The organism is Streptomyces sp. NPDC046925 (genome assembly GCF_040644915.1).
Classification (GTDB): domain Bacteria; phylum Actinomycetota; class Actinomycetes; order Streptomycetales; family Streptomycetaceae; genus Streptomyces.
Genome location: NZ_JBEYWZ010000008.1, coordinates 348,292 through 364,584, shown reverse-complemented (window position 1 = coordinate 364,584; position 16,293 = coordinate 348,292). Strand labels below are relative to the sequence as shown.

Genomic DNA, 16,293 nt, shown 5'->3' with positions numbered 1-16,293 from the left:
GCGTAGCGCAGCGGAGCGCCCTTGACGCCCGGCCCGGAACCGCCAATCTCGGAGAACCGGACGGCCCCGGTGCCCCATGTCCAACACCGGACCACCACAACCCCCGCCCCCAACCCCGCTCACGCAGCCGCGAGTTCACACCAGACGTACTTGCCGGAGTCCCCCGTACTCGTGAGCGGATACCAGCCCCAGCCGTCGGCGCAGGTGCGGACAAGCGCCAACCCCCGGCCCCGCTCAGCGTCCAGGGCGGTGCTCGACGGTGGCGCCGGTGGTGTGGGGTCGGCGTCCCAGACACCGATGCGGAGAAGCAGACCCGTCCAGCGCAGGCGCAGGGCGGCGGGGCCCTTGGTGTGACACAGGGCGTTGCCGACCAGCTCGGTGGCCACGAGTTCGGCGGCGTCGGAGAGGTGTGGCAGGCCGTGCGCGGCGAGGATCAGGCGCAGGGTGCGTCGGCAGATCGTGACGGCGCGGGGGTCGTGGGGGATGTAGAGGGTGTACTCCCACGGTTCAGGGGCGGGATCGGGAGCGGGGTCTTCCGGCATCTTCGGCATGGCGGAACTCCGGGCGAGGTGAGGGGCTTGGGACCGCTGCGGTAGGTGGGCGGTGGCAGTTTCACGGCCGTCGTGGCACGACGGGGTGGTGCGCTTCCGGGGTCCCGGTAGTTCCGCAGTGTGTGCGTTGCGTCACTGACGGTAGGGGTAAAGTTCTACCAGGGTCAAGCCTGCCCCCTACTATGGTGCCTCTCAACCAGCCTGAAAGCAGGAGCACATGGCAGCGAGGGTGACCGTCACAGCGCGACAGGAGCGCCTGGGTAAGGAACTTCGCAGGCTCAGGGAGCGGGCGGGACTTTCCCTCCGGGAGGCGGCTCGCGCCGCAGGGATCAACGAGGGCAAGTTCTCCACCATGGAGTCAGGGCGTGTCGCAACGAGCGCTGACCGCGTCCGGCTCCTGGCCGGGCAGTACGCATGTGACGACTCCGCGCTGGTCGACGCCCTGGCAGCTATGACCGGCGAACGTGCGCGCGGCTGGTGGGACAAGCACCGCCGCATGCTCCCGCAAGGCTTCCTCGACCTTGCGGAATTGGAGCACCACGCCGCGTACTTGAGGTCGTTCGAGAACGTGCAGATCCCCGGTCTGTTGCAGACCGAGGAGCAAGTGCGGGCGATCTACTCCACTTCCGAGTCACGGCTCCCCAGGGAGCAGGTGGAGGCACGTGTGCAGTTCCGCCTTGCGCGACAGGTCGCCCTCGACAAGGAGGCACCCTTTCGCTTCGAGGTGGTGATCCATGAGGCGGCACTGCGTGTCAGGGTCGCTGATGGCGAGGTTGCCCGGCGGCAATTGCTGCACATCCTGGAGCAGTCCGAGCGCCCACAAGTCACGGTTCGTGTAGTCCCGTTCGAAAGAGATGGCTTCACCCGGATCGGCAACCCCATGCTGATCGCAGGTGGCTCAGTCCCACAGTTGGACACGGTGCTCTTGGACACCGCACATGGCCCCATGTATATGGACGCGGAGGCCCAGCTCAGCCGGTACCGAAGGGTGATTGGCGACGTGGAAGGGGCTGCGCTCGGCGTCGTAGAGTCGAGGGACTTCCTACACGAACTGGCAAAACGCACCTGAAAGGTCTCGACATGGCACCAGCCCCCGCATGGCAGAAATCCTCGTTCTCCGGCGACGAAGACGCGCCCAACTGCGTAGAGCTCACCGCAACCGCCGGTGCCATCCGCCTCCGCGAAAGCGAAGCCCCCGGCACAGAGCTCTCCGCCTCCCCCGCACAACTCGCCTCCCTCATACGTGGCTTGCAGTCACAAGGGGGAGGCGGCGGCTCCGCCGGGGACCTCAACTAACCACGTCCTTCCGCGCAAACCCCCTGAACGCCAGCGCAAACAGCACCAGCGCGTACGTCACCGAGACCGCGGAGCCCTGGATCATTCCGCCCCATTCCATTCGGGGTTGGATCGCGTCCGCCCAGGCGAACTGCCAGTGCGCGGGGAGGAAGTCGCGCCAGCTGCCCAGTGCCGTCACCGCGTCCAGGACGTTGCCGACGATGGTCAGGCCCACCGCGCCGCCGACCGCGCCGAGCGGTGCGTCCGTCTTCGTCGAGAGCCAGAACGCGAGCGCGGCCGTGACCAGTTGGGAGACGAAGATGTACGCCACGACGACCACGAGGCGCTGCGCCGCCGTGCCCGCGGGCATCGCGCCGCCGGTGGGGATCTGGAGCGGCCCCCAGCCGTAGGCCAACGAGCCCACCACCAGGCCGACCACCGGGAGGAGCACCATCGCCGCCGCGCTGAGCCCGAGCGCCACCGCCAGCTTCGACCACAGGAGGCGGGCCCGCGGCACGGGAGCCGCGAGGAGATAGCGCAGGGACGACCAGCTCGCCTCGGAGGCGACCGTGTCCCCGCAGAACAGTGCGACGGGGATGACGAGCAGGAAGCCCGCCGACACGAACAGACACGTCGCCGCGAAGTTCGCGCCGGACGCCGTGGCCGTGTCCATCAGGGTCACGCGGCCGCTTCGGGACTCCGGCGAACCGGCGACGGCGAACGCGATGAGCAGGACGAAGGGCAGCAGGCCCATCACCCCGGCCATCACCAGGGTCCGGCGCCGCTTCAGCTGGCGGACCGCTTCGACGCGGAGCGGCAGCGTACGGCCGGGGCGGTATCCGGGGGCCGTGGCGTGTTCCGTCCCGGGCGGGGGCTTACCCGGCTGCGTGGCTGTGGCGCTCATGCGTTGCCTCCGTCGATCAGGGTCAGGAACGCGTCCTCGAGGCGGCGGTGCGGGCCCATGGACTCCACGGGCAGCTCCAGGCGCACCAGTTCGGGCAGCAGCCGTGCGGCGCTGCCTGCCTCCGTGCCGTCGAGCCGCACGAGGAGGCCGCCGTCCGCACGGACCGCCGACGCGACGCCGGGCAGCGCGGCCACCTTGTCCACCATCGGCTCGGAGATCTCGTCCGCGAGCCCCACCAGGAGCGTGTCGCCGGAGCCGACGATCTCGGCGACCGGGCCCGCCTGGACGAGACGGCCGCGGTCCATGACCACCAGATGCGTGCAGGACTGCTCGACCTCGGCGAGGAGATGGCTGGAGACGATGACCGTACGGCCGCCCTGCGCGTACCGGATCATCACCTCGCGCATCTCGCGGATCTGCGGCGGGTCGAGCCCGTTCGTCGGTTCGTCGAGGATCAGCAGGTCCGGCATGCCGAGCATGGCCTGGGCGATCGCGAGCCGCTGCCGCATGCCCTGCGAGTACGTCCGCACCGCGCGGGCGAGCGCGTCGCCGAGCCCCGCGATCTCCAACGCCTCGTCCATGCGGGCGTCCTCGGCGGGGCGCCCGGTGGCCTTCCAGTACAGCTCCAGGTTCTCGCGCCCGGAGAGGTGCGGCAGGAAGCCCGCGCCCTCGACGAACGCGCCGACCCGGGAGAGGACGGGAGCGCCCGGCCTGATCGCCTGCCCGAAGACGCGGATCTCGCCCGCGTCGGGCTTGATGAGGCCCATGAGCATGCGCAGGGTCGTCGTCTTGCCCGCGCCGTTCGGGCCCAGGAGGCCGAGCACCTGGCCCTTCTCGACGCTGAAGGAGAGGTCACGCACGGCGTAACGGTCCACGGACTTGGCGTACCGCTTGCTCAAGTCCGTGATCCGCAGCGGCACTTCTTCGAGGTCCGGGTCGGGCGCGGGCGCGGCCGTCCGGCGCCGCGCGGTGACCAGGAGGAGCACGGCGAGCACCGCTCCGGACGCCGGGAGCCACCACACCCAGGCGGGCAGCGGCGCCGCCGCCGTCTTCACGCCGGGCGCCGTGGGGATCTGAAGGTCACCCTTCACGGACACCGTGTACGTGGCGGGCTGCGCCGGAGAGGCGTAGCCGAGGTCCGTCGACGCGAGGACGAGGCGGAGGCGGTGGCCCTTCTGGAGGTCGTGGTCGACGGCGGGGAGGGTCAGGGTGACGTCCTTGCCCGCCTTCGCGCCCTCCACCCGGATCGGCGAGACCAGCTGCGAGGGCAGCACCTTCTGGCCGCCGCCGGGGCCGATGTCGTACACCTTGCCGAAGAGCACGGCGTCCTCGCTGGTGGACTTGACGTGCACCCGCACCTTCGGTGACCCGGTGATCCGCAGATCGTCCTTGAGGGGCGCCGACTGGAACGCCGCGTGCTGGCCGGGGAAGTCGAGGGAGACGCCGACTCCGAGCGAGGACAGCTCGTCGAGTCCGCCGCCGCCCGCGCCCGGCAGCGCGGAGATGGCGGGCGGTGCGGCGCCCGCGGGATTCTCGACGCGCTGCGGCTCGCGCCCGCTGAGCGCGATGCCCCGCGGCCCGCTCTCCAGGCCGGGATACTGGTCGCCGCTCGCGCCCCGCAGCTGCGCGGAACCGTTCGTGGAGTCCATGCCGCCGGTGCGCGTGACCCGGAAGCCGGGGCCGGTGTCCGCGCTCTTGTCGTCCTTCAGATAGCGGTCGAACCACGATCCGATACGGCCGTTGATCCGCCCGGTCTCGGCGTTTCCGCCGTCGTGGCCGCCCGCGATCCAGTCGACGGAGACGGGTGCGTGGTTGGCGCGGAGCGCCTTGGCCGTGGCGTCGGCCTGGCCGAGCGGGAAGAGCGAGTCGGTCTGGCCCTGTACGAGCAGGGCGGGCACCTTGATGCGGTCGCCGACGGCCTGCGGGCTGCGCTCGGCCAGGAGCTTCTGGGCCGCCGCGTCGGGCTTTCCGTTCACCGCGACACGGTTGTACATCTCACAGAGCTGCTTCTCGAAGCGCTCGCAGCCGCCGCCGGTGTTGATGAAGAGGCCTGCCCAGAGCTTCTTGAACACGCCGTTCGGGAAGAGGGCGTCGCTGAGGTTCCAGTACGTGATCTGGGGGGCGATGGCGTCCACGCGGTTGTCGTAACCGGCGGTGAGGAGGGAGATCGCGCCGCCGTACGAGGCGCCGGTCATGCCGACGCGGGGGTCGCCCTTCTTGTCCAGCTGCACCTCGGGGCGCTCGGCCAGCCAGTCGATCAGGTGCGACGCGTCGGCGACCTCGCCCTTCGGGTCGTTCAGGCCGATCTTGCCGGTGGACTTGCCGAAGCCGCGGGCGGACCAGGTGAGGACCGCGTAGCCCTGGCCGGCCAGGTCCTCCGCCTGGGCGCGCAGCTGGTCCTTGCTGGCGCCGAAGCCGTGGCCGATGAGGACGGCGGGGCGTTTGACCGAGGGGTCGCCCGCGGTGAAGTACGACGTGTCGATCTTCGCGCCGCCCGCGCCCGTCATCTGCATGATGCGGTCCTGGCGGTGCACGGTGGGCCCGTCGTCCGATGCCACCGCCGTCCAGGTGCCGGCGCCCGCGAGCAGGGCGAGGGCGGCCGCCGCGGCGAGCAGTCTGCGCTTGGGCAGCTTCGGCAGTCGTAGATCCATGCGTCAACCGTACGGGCGAGGGGTGACAACCTCGGCAGCCGGTGGGCTGAACCCGGCTGCCTACTTGAGGAGTACGGCGGGGGCCCGCCGTACCACGGCTGCGGTACGGCGGGCCCCTGCGGCCTCGGTGACCGCAATCACCGGCTTCGCCGAGTTCGTCCTCAAACGCCGGACGGGCTAGATCTGTTTGTCCGCCCTCAGTGATTCCGCGGGAACCCCAGGTCCACGCCCTCCGGCGCGTCCGACGGGTCCGGCCAGCGGGTGGTGACGACCTTGCCCCGCGTGTAGAAGTGCGTGCCGTCGTTCCCGTAGATGTGGTGATCGCCGAAGAGCGAGTCCTTCCAGCCACCGAAGGAGTGGTAGCCGACCGGCACGGGAATCGGGACGTTGACGCCGACCATCCCCGCCTCGATCTCCAGCTGGAAGCGCCGCGCGGCGCCCCCGTCGCGGGTGAAGATCGCGGTGCCGTTGCCGAAGGGCGACGCGTTCATCAGCGCCACGCCCTCCTCGTACGTGTCGACCCGAAGGACGCACAGCACGGGACCGAAGATCTCGTCCTTGTACGCGTCGGCCGTGACCGGCACGCGGTCCAGGAGGGAGAGGCCGACCCAGTGGCCGTTCTCGAAGCCCTCGACGGTGTGGCCGGTGCCGTCGAGGACGACCTCGCAGCCCTGTGCCGCCGCGCCGGTGACGTACGAGGCGACCTTGTCGCGGTGGGCCGCCGTGATCAGCGGGCCCATCTCCGATGTCGGGTCGTTGCCGGGGCCGATCTTGATCTTCTCGGCCCGCTCCTTGATCTTCGCGACCAGTTCGTCGCCGATCGAGCCGACCGCGACGACGGCCGAGATGGCCATGCAGCGCTCGCCCGCGGAGCCGTACGCCGCCGAGACGGCCGCGTCGGCCGCCGCGTCGAGGTCGGCGTCCGGCAGGACCAGCATGTGGTTCTTGGCGCCGCCGAGGGCCTGTACGCGCTTGCCGTTGGCGGACGCGGTGGAGTGGATGTGGCGGGCGATCGGCGTGGAGCCGACGAAGGAGACGGCCGCCACGTCCGGGTGCTCAAGGAGCCGGTCGACGGCGACCTTGTCGCCGTGCACGACGTTGAAGACGCCGTCCGGGAGCCCGGCCTCGGAGAGCAGCTCGGCGATCTTGATCGCGGCCGAGGGGTCCTTCTCGGACGGCTTCAGTACGAAGGTGTTGCCGCACGCGATGGCGAGCGGGAACATCCACATCGGCACCATCGCCGGGAAGTTGAACGGCGTGATGCCCGCGACGACGCCGAGGGGCTGGCGGATGGACGAGACGTCCACGCGCGAGGCGACCTCCGTCGACAGTTCGCCCTTGAGCTGGACCGTGATCCCGCACGCGAGGTCCACGATCTCCAGGCCGCGCGCGACCTCGCCGAGCGCGTCCGAGTGCACCTTGCCGTGCTCGGCGGTGATCAGCTCGGCGATCGCGTCACGGTTGGCGTCGAGCAGCGCGCGGAAGGCGAACAGGACCGAGGTGCGCTTGGCGAGCGACGACTTGCCCCACGTGGCGTACGCCTCGCGAGCGGAGGCGACGGCGGCGTCCACCTCGTCCACGGAGGCGAAGGCGACCTGCGTGGTGACGGTGCCGGTCGCGGGGTCGGTCACCGGACCGTAGGTCCCCGACGCACCCTCGACTGTCTTCCCGCCGATCCAGTGATTGACGGTCTTCGTCATGACAAGCATCCCTACTCTCACAGGTGGCGGCGTCGGGCTGAGACGTGCCGGTCGTACTCTTTCCTGGCCTTGATCGCGGACGGCCGGTCCGCGGTCTCGGCCACGGGCACATCCCACCACGCCTGCGCCGGGGGCGGGGGCGACACTGTGTCTGCCGTTTCCGTCTCCGCGTAGACACATGTGGGACCGTCGGCGGCCCGCGCTTCGGCGAGCGCATCGCGCAGGTCAGAGACTGTTTTGGCGCGGATCACACGCATCCCCAGGGAGGCCGCGTTGGCCGCGAGGTCGACGGGCAGCGGCGCGCCCGTGTACGTGCCGTCCTGCGCCCGGAAGCGGTAGGCGGTGCCGAACCGCTCGCCGCCCACGGACTCGGAGAGCCCGCCGATGGACGCGTACCCGTGGTTCTGCAGGATCACGACCTTGACCGGGATGTTCTCCTGGACGGCCGTGACGATCTCGGTGGGCATCATCAGATACGTTCCGTCGCCCACCAGGGCCCAGACCTGGCGGTCCGGCGCCGCGAGGGCGACACCGATCGACGCGGGGATCTCGTATCCCATGCAGGAGTAGCCGTACTCGACGTGGTACTGCCGGGGCGAGCGCGCCCTCCACAGCTTGTGGAGATCGCCGGGGAGCGAGCCGGCCGCGTTGATGATCACGTCCGTGTCCGTGACGAGGCCGTCGAGCAGGCCGAGGACCTGGACCTGCGTGGGCCGCGCGTCGGGCTCGTCGGCCGTGTAGGCGGCGTCGACCCGCATCTCCCAGCGCGCCTTGTCCTCGCTGTACTCGGTGACGTACGCGGGCGGGACCCGCCATCCCTCAAGCGCGCCGGTCAGCGCTTCGAGGCCCGCGCGTGCGTCCGAGACCAGGGGCGTGGCCGCCATCTTGTGGCCGTCGAACGCGGTGACGTTGAGGTTCAGGAAGCGGACGTCCGGCGTCTCGAAGAGCGTGCCGGACGCGGTGGTGAAGTCGCTGTAGCGGGTACCGACGCCGATCACCAGGTCGGCGGTGCGGGCGAGTTCGTCGGCGGTTGCGGTGCCCGTGTGCCCGATGCCGCCGACGTCCGCCGGGTGGTCGAAGCGCAGGGACCCCTTGCCGGCCTGGGTGGAGGCGACGGGGATGCCGGTGGCGTCGGCGAGGTCCCGCAGCGCGTCCTCGGCGGCGCTGTGGTGGACCCCGCCGCCCGCGACGATCAGCGGGCGCCGCGCCGTGCGCACGGCCTGCGCGGCGGCGGCCAGTTCACGCGGGTCGGGCGCCTGCCTGCGTACGCCCCAGGTCCGCTCCTCGAAGAACTCCTCGGGCCAGTCGAAGCCTTCCGCCTGCACGTCCTGCGGCAGGGCGAGGGTGACGGCGCCGGTGTCCGCCGGGTCGGTCAGGACGCGCATCGCGGCGAGCGCGGCCGGGATCAGGGCCTCGGGCCGGGTGATCCGGTCGAAGTACTTCGACACCGGGCGCAGACAGTCGTTCACCGATACGTCGCCCGCGTACGGGACTTCGAGTTGCTGGAGCACCGGGTCGGCGGGGCGGCTCGCGAAGGTGTCGCCGGGCAGCAGGAGCACCGGGAGGTGGTTGATCGTCGCGAGTGCGGCGCCGGTGACGAGGTTGGTCGCGCCGGGTCCGATGGATGTCGTGACGGCGTGCGTGGACAGGCGGCCCGACTGGCGGGCGTACCCGACGGCGGCGTGCACCATGGCCTGTTCGTTGCGGCCCTGGTGGAAGGGCATCTCGTCGCCGTACTCCACGAGGGCCTGGCCGATGCCCGCGACGTTGCCGTGCCCGAAGATCCCCCAGGTGGCGCCGATGAGCCGCTGCCGCTCGCCGTCGCGCTCGGTGAACTGCCGGGACAGGAAGCGGACGAGGGCCTGCGCGGTGGTCAGCCTGATCGTCGAGGTCATCGTTTCGCCTCCGCTGTCATCGGTGTCCCTCCACAGTCATCGGTACCCCTCCGTGTGATCGGGATGGAAGCAGATCCGCCACTCCCTCTCCTCTCCGGGACCGGCCATCACATTCAGGTAGTACATGCTGTGCCCCGGCTGGGCGATCGACGGGCCGTGCCAGCCGTCGGGGACGAGTACGGCGTCGCCCGTGCGGACCTCGGCCAGGACGTCGGTGCCGCCGGGACGCGACGGGAAGACCCGCTGGTAGCCGAAGCCTTCCCGGCCCTCCCCGGTCGCCTCGATCTCGAAGTAGTAGATCTCTTCGAGCTCGGCCTCCACGCCGGGGCGGTGCTCGTCGTGCTTGTGCGGCGGGTACGAGGACCAGTTGCCGCCGGGGGTGATCACCTCGACGGCGATGAGGCGGTCGCAGTCGAAGGCGTCGGCGGACGCGAAGTTGCGGACTTCGCGGGAGCACGTGCCGCTGCCGCGCGACTCGACGGAAACCTCCGGCGCGGAGCCGTAGCGGGCGGGGAGTCGACGCTCGCACTTCGCTCCTGCCAGGGCGAAGCGGCCTCCCGCGCCGGAGGCGATCTGGATGTGGGCATCACGGGGCACGTAGGCGAAGTCGCTCACTCCGCTGAACACGCTCTCCCGGCCCAGCAGTTCGATGATCTCGCCTTCCGCGTGCACCGTACAGCCGCCCGTCAGCGGGAGCACGATCCATTCACTCTCCCCGGTGGCGAAGGAGTGTGTGGCGCCGGGTTCGATGTCGATCACACGCAGAGCGGAATAGACCAGGCCGGACCGCTTCGGATCGAGTTCGAGGGCGTACGGCCCCTCGGCCGCGCTGCCCTTCGGTACGTACGTCATAGGGACCTCCTACAGCAGTCCGACAGCGGTGTCGACGGCGCCCGCCACGTCGCCGTCGGCCGGGTACAGGAGCGTGCGCCCGGCGACGAGACCGTGCACGGTGGGCAGTTGAAGCGCGCCGCGCCACTTCTCGTACGCGGCGTCACCGTCGTCGCCGATGTCACCCCCGAGGAGGACCGCCGGCAGCGTCGATGCCTCCATGACCTGCGCCATGTCGTCCGGATTCTCGGTCACCGGGACCTTCAGCCAGGTGTACGCAGAAGTCCCGGCGAGCCCCGACGCGATGGCGATGGAGGTGGTGACGGCCTCGGCGCTCAGGTCGTTGCGCGGCGGGCCGCCGTCGGGCGGGCGGCTGCTGAGGAAGGGCTCGACGAACACGGGCAGCTTCCGCTCGGCCATGTCATCGATCGCGCGGGCGCTGGAGTACAGGGTGGCCAGGGAGCCGGGGTCCTCGTGGTCGACCCGCAGCAGGAGCTTGCCCGCGTCGAACCCGAGCCGGTCGATGTCCTGTGCCCGGTAGCCCGTGAACCGGTCGTCCAGCTCGAACGAGGCCCCCGCGAGCCCGCCCCGGTTCATCGACCCCATGACGACCTTGCCCTCCAGGGCGCCGAGCAGGAGCAGGTCTTCGAGGATGTCGGCGGTGGCGAGCACGCCGTCCACGCGGGGGCGTGAGAGCGCCAGGCAGAGCCGTTCGAGGAGGTCCCCGCGGTTGGCCATGGCCAGCTTGTCCCCGCCGACGGACAGTGCGCCCCGGGCGGGATGGTCGGCGGCGATGATCATCAGCCGCCCCGTGTCGCCGAGGAGCGGGCGTCTGGTCCGCCGGGCGGCGGCCTCGGCGATGGCTTCGGGGTGCCTGGCCCGGATCCGTACGAGGTCGGCGAGGTCAGCCATGCGCCTCTCCCCCCGCCGCCGCTCCCGCCCCGCCGCCGTCCCCGTCCCCGTCCCGCACCGCTCCAGCGGCCAGCGCCGCCTCGACCTCGTCCGGGAACGGCATCGCGGACGAACACTCCAGGCGCGAGGCGACGATCGCCCCCGCCGCGTTGGCGTACCGCATGATCCGCTCCAGATCCCAGCCTTCGAGCAGCCCGTGGCACAGGGCACCGCCGAAGGCGTCCCCGGCCCCGAGGCCGTTGAGGACCGTCACGGGCAGCGGCGGCACTTCGGCGCGCTCGCCCTTCGCGTTCATGGCCAGGACCCCCTTGGGGCCCTGTTTGACGACGGCGAGTTCGACGCCGGAGTCCAGCAACGCGCGGGCGGCGGATTCCGGTTCGCGCACTCCCGTGGCGACCTCGACCTCGTCGAGATTGCCGACCGCGACGGTGGCGTGGGCGAGGGCTTGTGCGTAGAAGCCCCGCGCCTGCTCGACCCGCTCCCAGAACATCGGCCGCCAGTCGAGGTCGAAGACGGTGAGTCCGGCCTTCGCCCGGCCCCGGAGCGCGGCGAGCGTCGCCGACCGGCTGGGCTCCGCGCAGAGCCCCGTGCCCGTCATCCAGAACATCCGTGCGGAGGCGATCGCGCCGAGGTCGAGCTCCTCCTCGTACATCTCCAGGTCAGGGGCCTTCGGCTGCCGGTAGAAGTAGAGCGGGAAGTCGTCCGGCGGGAAGACCTCGCAGAAGGTCACAGGGGTCGGCAGGCCCGCGACCGGGCTCACCCACCGGTCGTCGACCCCGAACTCCCGCAGCTGACGGTGGAGATAGCCGCCGAAGGGGTCGTCGCCGGTGCGCGTGACGACCGCGACGCGGCGGCCGAGCCGGGATGCGGCGACGGCGACGTTCGAGGCCGAACCGCCCAGGAACTTGCCGAACGTGCTGACATCGGCGAGGGACACCCCGGCCTGCAGGGGGTACAGATCCACCCCGATCCGGCCCATGGTGATGACGTCGTACGGATCGACGACGTCGTTCGGATCGGACACCCTGCACTCCCTCGCTGCCGTTCCCGCCCCCCGAGTCCAGCCCCTAGGTCTATTCCGCCCCATGCCCCCTGTCAACACATTGTCCTTACATTCGGACCACTCCTTGACATCGTTCCGCGGCGACCTGAAAGCTGGCGGGCATGACGACGCTGTCACGCATCCGGATCGGTTCGGCACCCGACTCGTGGGGCGTGTGGTTCCCCGAGGATCCGGGCCAGGTCCCCTGGAGCCGCTTCCTCGACGAGGTGGCGGACTCCGGGTACGAGTGGATCGAGCTCGGACCGTACGGCTATCTGCCGAACGATCCGGCCGTACTGACCGCCGAGACCCAGCGGCGCGGACTGAAGGTCTCGGCCGGAACGGTCTTCACCGGGCTCCACCACGGACCCTCCGTATGGGACAAGACCTGGGCCCATGTGGCCGACAACGCGGCACTCGCACAGGCGATGGGCGCCGAGCACCTCGTCGTCATCCCGGCCTTCTGGCGCGACGACAAGACCGGCGAGGTCCTCGAGGACCGCGCGCTCACCCCTGAGCAGTGGCACCAGCTCACGAGCCAGACCGAGCGCCTCGCGTACGAGGTGCGCGAGCAGTACGGCCTGCGCGTGGTCGTGCACCCGCACGCCGACACACACATCGACGACGAGCAGAACGTCACCCGCTTCCTCGACGCGACCGACTCCGCCCTCGTCTCGCTCTGCCTGGACACGGGCCACTACGCCTACTGCGGCGGCGACAGCGTCAAGCTGATCGAGACGTACGGCGAGCGCATCGGCTATCTGCACCTCAAGCAGGTCGACCCGGCCGTCCTCGCCGAAGTACGCGCGCAGGAGATGCCGTTCGGGCCCGCGGTGGCGCGCGGCGTGATGTGCGAGCCGCCGACCGGGATCCCGGCGATCGAGCCGGTCCTCGCGGCGGCCCAGAAACTGGACGTCGACCTGTTCGCCATCGTCGAGCAGGACATGTACCCGTGCCCGCCGGACCAGCCGCTGCCGATCGCCCGCCGCACGCGGTCGTATCTGCGGTCCTGCGGGGCCTGACGCTCCGCTGCGAGGGGCGGCGAAGAGTCCGCCCGCGGCCCGGCGGGGGCGGATCGCACAGATCCCCGCACCTCTTGCGGGGCACACCCGACGCCGGCCTGCGTGCACTCGTGTTCGCCTCTGCCCCTTGCATCACAAGCGTCACAAACAACACCCCCTTGTCACGCATGTCCCGTATACGCGGGTGATCGGTAACAGCCGGTCGACAGCCGCCTCCGCTCGGTCACCAAGCGTCGTTCACCGGGCACAGGCTGAGTGATCGCCAGCGTCGCGCCGCAGCTCCCCCGACGGCTCCCCCCGAGTCGCCCCTGCGGCGCCCGCAGGGAGGTGCCACTGATGACCGACCGAAGGCTCTGGTCGTACAAGGAGATCGCCGCGCACATCCGGGTGCAGCCCGACACCGTGCGCTCTTACCGCAAGCACGGCCTGCTCCCCGACCCCGACCACGTGGAGTCCGGGAAGCCCTACTGGTACGCGGACACCGTCCGCGCCTGGGTGGCGTCGAGGCCACGCAACCGCGGGCGCACGGACTGACCGCCCCGATGGGGCCCCACCCCCGGCCTCCCCCTCTTTGAGGTGTACCCCCTAGGGGTATAGTGTGGTGAGTGTCAGGGGGTCTCCCGGGAACACCGGAACCTCCCCTGCACATTACGACGCACCCGTGCGCACGCACACACGCCGCACCCTGACCGAGGAGAACGACATGAGCGCCCAGACCGAGCTCCCGCAGGCCGAGACCTCCGGTTCCTGCTGCTCCCCCAGCGGTTCCTGCCACTCCGACGGCGCCGCCGCGGCGCCGCAGGGCGCGGTCACGACCGTGTACGAGGTGACCGGCATGACCTGTGGTCACTGCGAGGGCGCCGTGAGCAGCGAGATCTCGGAGATCGCCGGCGTCAGCTCGGTCAAGGCGGTGGCCGCCACCGGCCAGGTGACCGTGGTCTCCGAGGCCCCGCTCGACGAGGCCGAGGTCCGCGCCGCCGTCGACGAGGCGGGCTACGAACTCACCGGTGCCGTCAAGGCCTGACCCCACCCCTGCCGGGTACCCCGGGCCCTGTGACACCGTCACAGGGCCTGCCGCCGTTGCACCCCAGTCGTACGAGAGAGCCATGAACGAAGTCGAACTCGCCGTCGGCGGGATGACCTGTGCCTCCTGCTCCGCCCGCATCGAGAAGAAGCTGAACCGCGTGGAGGGCGTGACCGCGTCGGTCAACCTCGCCACGGAGAAGGCGAAGGTCTCGTACGGCGAAGGGGTCGAGGTCGCGCAGCTGATCGCGACGGTCGAGAAACTGGGCTACACCGCTCAGGAGATCGTCCCCGCTCCCCCCGAGCCGGACGCTCCGGCCACCACGGCCGACATCACCGAGCCCGACACGCTGCGGCAGCGGCTCATCGGCTCGGCGGTGCTCTCCCTGCCCGTCGTCCTGCTCGCGATGATCCCCTCGTTGCAGTTCGACAACTGGCAGTGGCTCTCACTGACCCTGGCCGCGCCCGTCGTCGTCTGGGGCGGATATCCCTTCCACCGGGCGGCGTTCACGAATCTGCGGCACGGCGCGGCGACCATGGACACGCTGGTGTCGGTGGGCACGCTCGCCGCGTTCGGCTGGTCGCTGTGGGCGCTGTTCCTCGGCGACGCGGGAATGCCGGGGATGCGACACGGCTTCACGTTCACCGTCTCGCGCGCGGACGCGGCGTCGACGCTCTATCTCGAAGTCGCCGCGGGCGTCATCTCCTTCATCCTGCTCGGCCGCTGGCTGGAGGCCCGCTCGAAGCGGAAGGCGGGGACGGCTCTGCGCGCCCTGCTCGAACTGGGCGCCAAGGAGGCGTCCGTACTGCGCGACGGCTCGGAGGTCCGTGTTCCGGTCGCGCGCCTCGTGGTCGGCGACCGCTTCGCCGTCCGGCCGGGAGAGGCCGTCGCGACCGACGGCATCGTCGTGGAAGGCGTCTCCGCGGTCGACGCGTCGATGCTGACCGGCGAGTCCGTACCGGTGGACGTGACCGTGGGCGACGCGGTGACGGGGGCGACCACGAACGTCTCGGGGCTGCTCATCGTCGAGGCCACGCGGGTCGGCGCCGACACCCAACTGGCCAGGATGGCCAAGCTCGTCGAGGACGCGCAGACCGGCAAGGCCCGGGTGCAGCGCCTGGCCGACCGGATCGCCGGGATCTTCGTGCCGGTGGTCCTGCTCATCGCCACCGCCACGCTCGGCGCCTGGCTGGGCGCGACCGGCGACGTGACCGCCGCCTTCACCGCGGCCGTCGCCGTCCTGATCATCGCCTGCCCGTGCGCGCTCGGCCTCGCGACACCGACCGCCCTGATGGTCGGCACGGGGCGCGGCGCGCAGCTCGGCATCCTCATCAAGGGCCCCGAAGTCCTCGAGTCCACCCGCCGGGTGGACACCGTCGTCCTGGACAAGACCGGGACGGTCACGACGGGGCGCATGACGCTGCGGGAGGTGTACGCCGTCGGGGAGACCGAGGAGAAGCAGCTGCTGCGCCTCGCAGGGGCCCTGGAGCACGCCTCAGAGCATCCCGTGGCCCGGGCGGTCGCCGCGGGCGCGGCAGCCGAGTTGGGGCTCCAGACGGGCGCCCTGCCCGCCGTGGAGGGCTTCGGGAACGTCGCGGGGTCCGGCGTGCGCGGGACGGTGGAGGGGCATGTCGTGCTCGCGGGGCGCGAGCGGCTCCTGGCGGACGCGGGAGTCGAGGGGCTCGCCTCGGTCGCCGCGCTCAGGGCCGAGGCCGAGGCGGCGGGGCGTACGGCCGTCCTGGTCGCCTGGGACGGCGTGGCACGCGGCGTCCTCGCCGTCGCCGACACCGTCAAGGACACCAGCGCCGAAGCGGTGCGCGAGCTGCGCGCCCTGGGTCTGACGCCGGTGCTTTTGACCGGAGACAACCAGGCGGTCGCCCGGTCGGTGGCCCGGGCCGTCGGCATCGACGCGGATTCCGTGTACGCGGAGGTCCTGCCCGAGGAGAAGGTCGATGTCGTACGGCGGTTGCGGGAGGAGGGCAAGGTCGTCGCGATGGTCGGGGACGGGGTGAACGACGCCGCCGCTCTCGCCACCGCCGATCTGGGCCTCGCGATGGGCACGGGCACGGACGCGGCCATCGAGGCGAGCGATCTGACGTTGGTGCGCGGGGACTTGCGCGGGGCCGCCGACGCGATCAGGCTCTCCCGTAAGACCCTCGCCACCATCAAGGGCAATCTCTTCTGGGCCTTCGGCTACAACGTCGCCGCGCTGCCGCTGGCCGCGGCCGGATTCCTGAATCCGATGATCGCCGGCGCCGCGATGGCGTTCTCATCGGTCTTCGTAGTGACCAACAGCCTTCGTCTCAGGGCGTTTACATAGTCCCTTCACATACCAGTTGCAGTATCCTCACTCATGAGCCCCGATCGGCATATCGGGCGGCTTGCGCATGTTCAGGACATATGCAAGAGACGCAGATCACAGGCATCCGAACGTAACCATTCAGGGGGTTCGCGAGTCTAAGAGGCGATGCAAGGGACGTCTTGGG

At 70.8% G+C, this 16,293-nt stretch carries 14 protein-coding genes; 6 read left to right on the top strand and 8 right to left on the bottom strand.

The window, feature by feature from the left end; genetic code table 11:
- Positions 1-119: 119 nt before the first annotated feature.
- A complete protein-coding gene (locus ABZ906_RS30255; RefSeq protein WP_361388054.1) occupies positions 120-542 on the bottom strand; it encodes an ATP-binding protein in 423 nt (140 codons plus the stop codon).
- A gap of 226 nt (positions 543-768) precedes the next feature.
- On the opposite strand from ABZ906_RS30255, the gene ABZ906_RS30250 reads away from it, so the two are divergent.
- Positions 769-1,620 (top strand): helix-turn-helix transcriptional regulator, encoded by an 852-nt coding sequence (locus tag ABZ906_RS30250; RefSeq protein WP_361388001.1) that lies wholly within the window; start codon positions 769-771, stop codon positions 1,618-1,620.
- An 11-nt stretch (positions 1,621-1,631) separates the two neighbouring features.
- Positions 1,632-1,847 carry a DUF397 domain-containing protein gene (locus ABZ906_RS30245; protein WP_361186282.1) on the top strand — a complete coding sequence of 72 codons (216 nt, stop codon included), beginning with the start codon at positions 1,632-1,634 and terminating at the stop codon, positions 1,845-1,847.
- Here the strand turns inward: ABZ906_RS30245 and ABZ906_RS30240 are convergent.
- From ABZ906_RS30240 to iolC, 7 genes are all read right to left on the bottom strand, one after another.
- Positions 1,840-2,730 (bottom strand): ABC transporter permease, encoded by an 891-nt coding sequence (locus tag ABZ906_RS30240; protein ID WP_361387998.1) that lies wholly within the window; start codon positions 2,728-2,730, stop codon positions 1,840-1,842. The two genes, ABZ906_RS30245 and ABZ906_RS30240, sit on opposite strands and share 8 nt — an antisense overlap.
- Entirely contained in the window at positions 2,727-5,381 is a 2,655-nt protein-coding gene (locus ABZ906_RS30235; RefSeq protein ID WP_361387995.1) for an alpha/beta fold hydrolase, read from the bottom strand. The genes ABZ906_RS30240 and ABZ906_RS30235 overlap by 4 nt, the downstream gene beginning before the upstream one ends.
- 197 nt (positions 5,382-5,578) lie before the next feature.
- Complete coding sequence (gene mmsA, locus ABZ906_RS30230; RefSeq protein ID WP_361186290.1) at positions 5,579-7,081, bottom strand: CoA-acylating methylmalonate-semialdehyde dehydrogenase; 1,503 nt, start codon at positions 7,079-7,081, stop codon at positions 5,579-5,581.
- Between the two features lie 17 nt (positions 7,082-7,098).
- The gene (iolD, locus tag ABZ906_RS30225; protein WP_361387992.1) at positions 7,099-8,976 is read right to left on the bottom strand and encodes a 3D-(3,5/4)-trihydroxycyclohexane-1,2-dione acylhydrolase (decyclizing); all 1,878 of its coding nucleotides are present in this window, start codon (positions 8,974-8,976) and stop codon (positions 7,099-7,101) included.
- A gap of 36 nt (positions 8,977-9,012) precedes the next feature.
- Complete coding sequence (iolB, locus tag ABZ906_RS30220) at positions 9,013-9,828, bottom strand: 5-deoxy-glucuronate isomerase (RefSeq protein ID WP_361387989.1); 816 nt, start codon at positions 9,826-9,828, stop codon at positions 9,013-9,015.
- Positions 9,829-9,837: 9 nt separating this feature from the next.
- Entirely contained in the window at positions 9,838-10,719 is an 882-nt protein-coding gene (locus ABZ906_RS30215) for a deoxyribose-phosphate aldolase (protein ID WP_361186297.1), read from the bottom strand.
- The gene (gene iolC, locus ABZ906_RS30210; protein ID WP_361387986.1) at positions 10,712-11,743 is read right to left on the bottom strand and encodes a 5-dehydro-2-deoxygluconokinase; all 1,032 of its coding nucleotides are present in this window, start codon (positions 11,741-11,743) and stop codon (positions 10,712-10,714) included. The genes ABZ906_RS30215 and iolC overlap by 8 nt, the downstream gene beginning before the upstream one ends.
- A 140-nt stretch (positions 11,744-11,883) precedes the next feature.
- Between iolC and ABZ906_RS30205 the strand changes: the two genes are divergently transcribed.
- The 4 genes from ABZ906_RS30205 to ABZ906_RS30190 all read left to right on the top strand — a co-directional run bounded on the left by ABZ906_RS30205 (position 11,884) and on the right by ABZ906_RS30190 (position 16,127).
- Complete coding sequence (locus ABZ906_RS30205; protein WP_361387983.1) at positions 11,884-12,783, top strand: sugar phosphate isomerase/epimerase; 900 nt, start codon at positions 11,884-11,886, stop codon at positions 12,781-12,783.
- A 336-nt stretch (positions 12,784-13,119) separates the two neighbouring features.
- Positions 13,120-13,317 carry a MarR family transcriptional regulator gene (locus tag ABZ906_RS30200; RefSeq protein ID WP_190080360.1) on the top strand — a complete coding sequence of 66 codons (198 nt, stop codon included), beginning with the start codon at positions 13,120-13,122 and terminating at the stop codon, positions 13,315-13,317.
- 169 nt (positions 13,318-13,486) lie between these two features.
- Positions 13,487-13,807, top strand: a complete 321-nt coding sequence (locus ABZ906_RS30195; protein WP_361186943.1) for a cation transporter — start codon at positions 13,487-13,489, stop codon at positions 13,805-13,807.
- Between the two features lie 82 nt (positions 13,808-13,889).
- Positions 13,890-16,127 carry a heavy metal translocating P-type ATPase gene (locus ABZ906_RS30190; protein WP_361387980.1) on the top strand — a complete coding sequence of 746 codons (2,238 nt, stop codon included), beginning with the start codon at positions 13,890-13,892 and terminating at the stop codon, positions 16,125-16,127.
- Positions 16,128-16,293: the final 166 nt, after the last annotated feature.

Coding starts and splice junctions, on each gene's coding strand:
- ABZ906_RS30255 (WP_361388054.1), bottom strand. CDS start 542: ATGCCGGAAGACCCCGCTCCCGATCCCGCCCCTGAACCGTGGGAGTAC.
- ABZ906_RS30250 (WP_361388001.1), top strand. CDS start 769: ATGGCAGCGAGGGTGACCGTCACAGCGCGACAGGAGCGCCTGGGTAAG.
- ABZ906_RS30245 (WP_361186282.1), top strand. CDS start 1,632: ATGGCACCAGCCCCCGCATGGCAGAAATCCTCGTTCTCCGGCGACGAA.
- ABZ906_RS30240 (WP_361387998.1), bottom strand. CDS start 2,730: ATGAGCGCCACAGCCACGCAGCCGGGTAAGCCCCCGCCCGGGACGGAA.
- ABZ906_RS30235 (WP_361387995.1), bottom strand. CDS start 5,381: ATGGATCTACGACTGCCGAAGCTGCCCAAGCGCAGACTGCTCGCCGCG.
- mmsA (WP_361186290.1), bottom strand. CDS start 7,081: ATGACGAAGACCGTCAATCACTGGATCGGCGGGAAGACAGTCGAGGGT.
- iolD (WP_361387992.1), bottom strand. CDS start 8,976: ATGACCTCGACGATCAGGCTGACCACCGCGCAGGCCCTCGTCCGCTTC.
- iolB (WP_361387989.1), bottom strand. CDS start 9,828: ATGACGTACGTACCGAAGGGCAGCGCGGCCGAGGGGCCGTACGCCCTC.
- ABZ906_RS30215 (WP_361186297.1), bottom strand. CDS start 10,719: ATGGCTGACCTCGCCGACCTCGTACGGATCCGGGCCAGGCACCCCGAA.
- ABZ906_RS30205 (WP_361387983.1), top strand. CDS start 11,884: ATGACGACGCTGTCACGCATCCGGATCGGTTCGGCACCCGACTCGTGG.
- ABZ906_RS30200 (WP_190080360.1), top strand. CDS start 13,120: ATGACCGACCGAAGGCTCTGGTCGTACAAGGAGATCGCCGCGCACATC.
- ABZ906_RS30195 (WP_361186943.1), top strand. CDS start 13,487: ATGAGCGCCCAGACCGAGCTCCCGCAGGCCGAGACCTCCGGTTCCTGC.
- ABZ906_RS30190 (WP_361387980.1), top strand. CDS start 13,890: ATGAACGAAGTCGAACTCGCCGTCGGCGGGATGACCTGTGCCTCCTGC.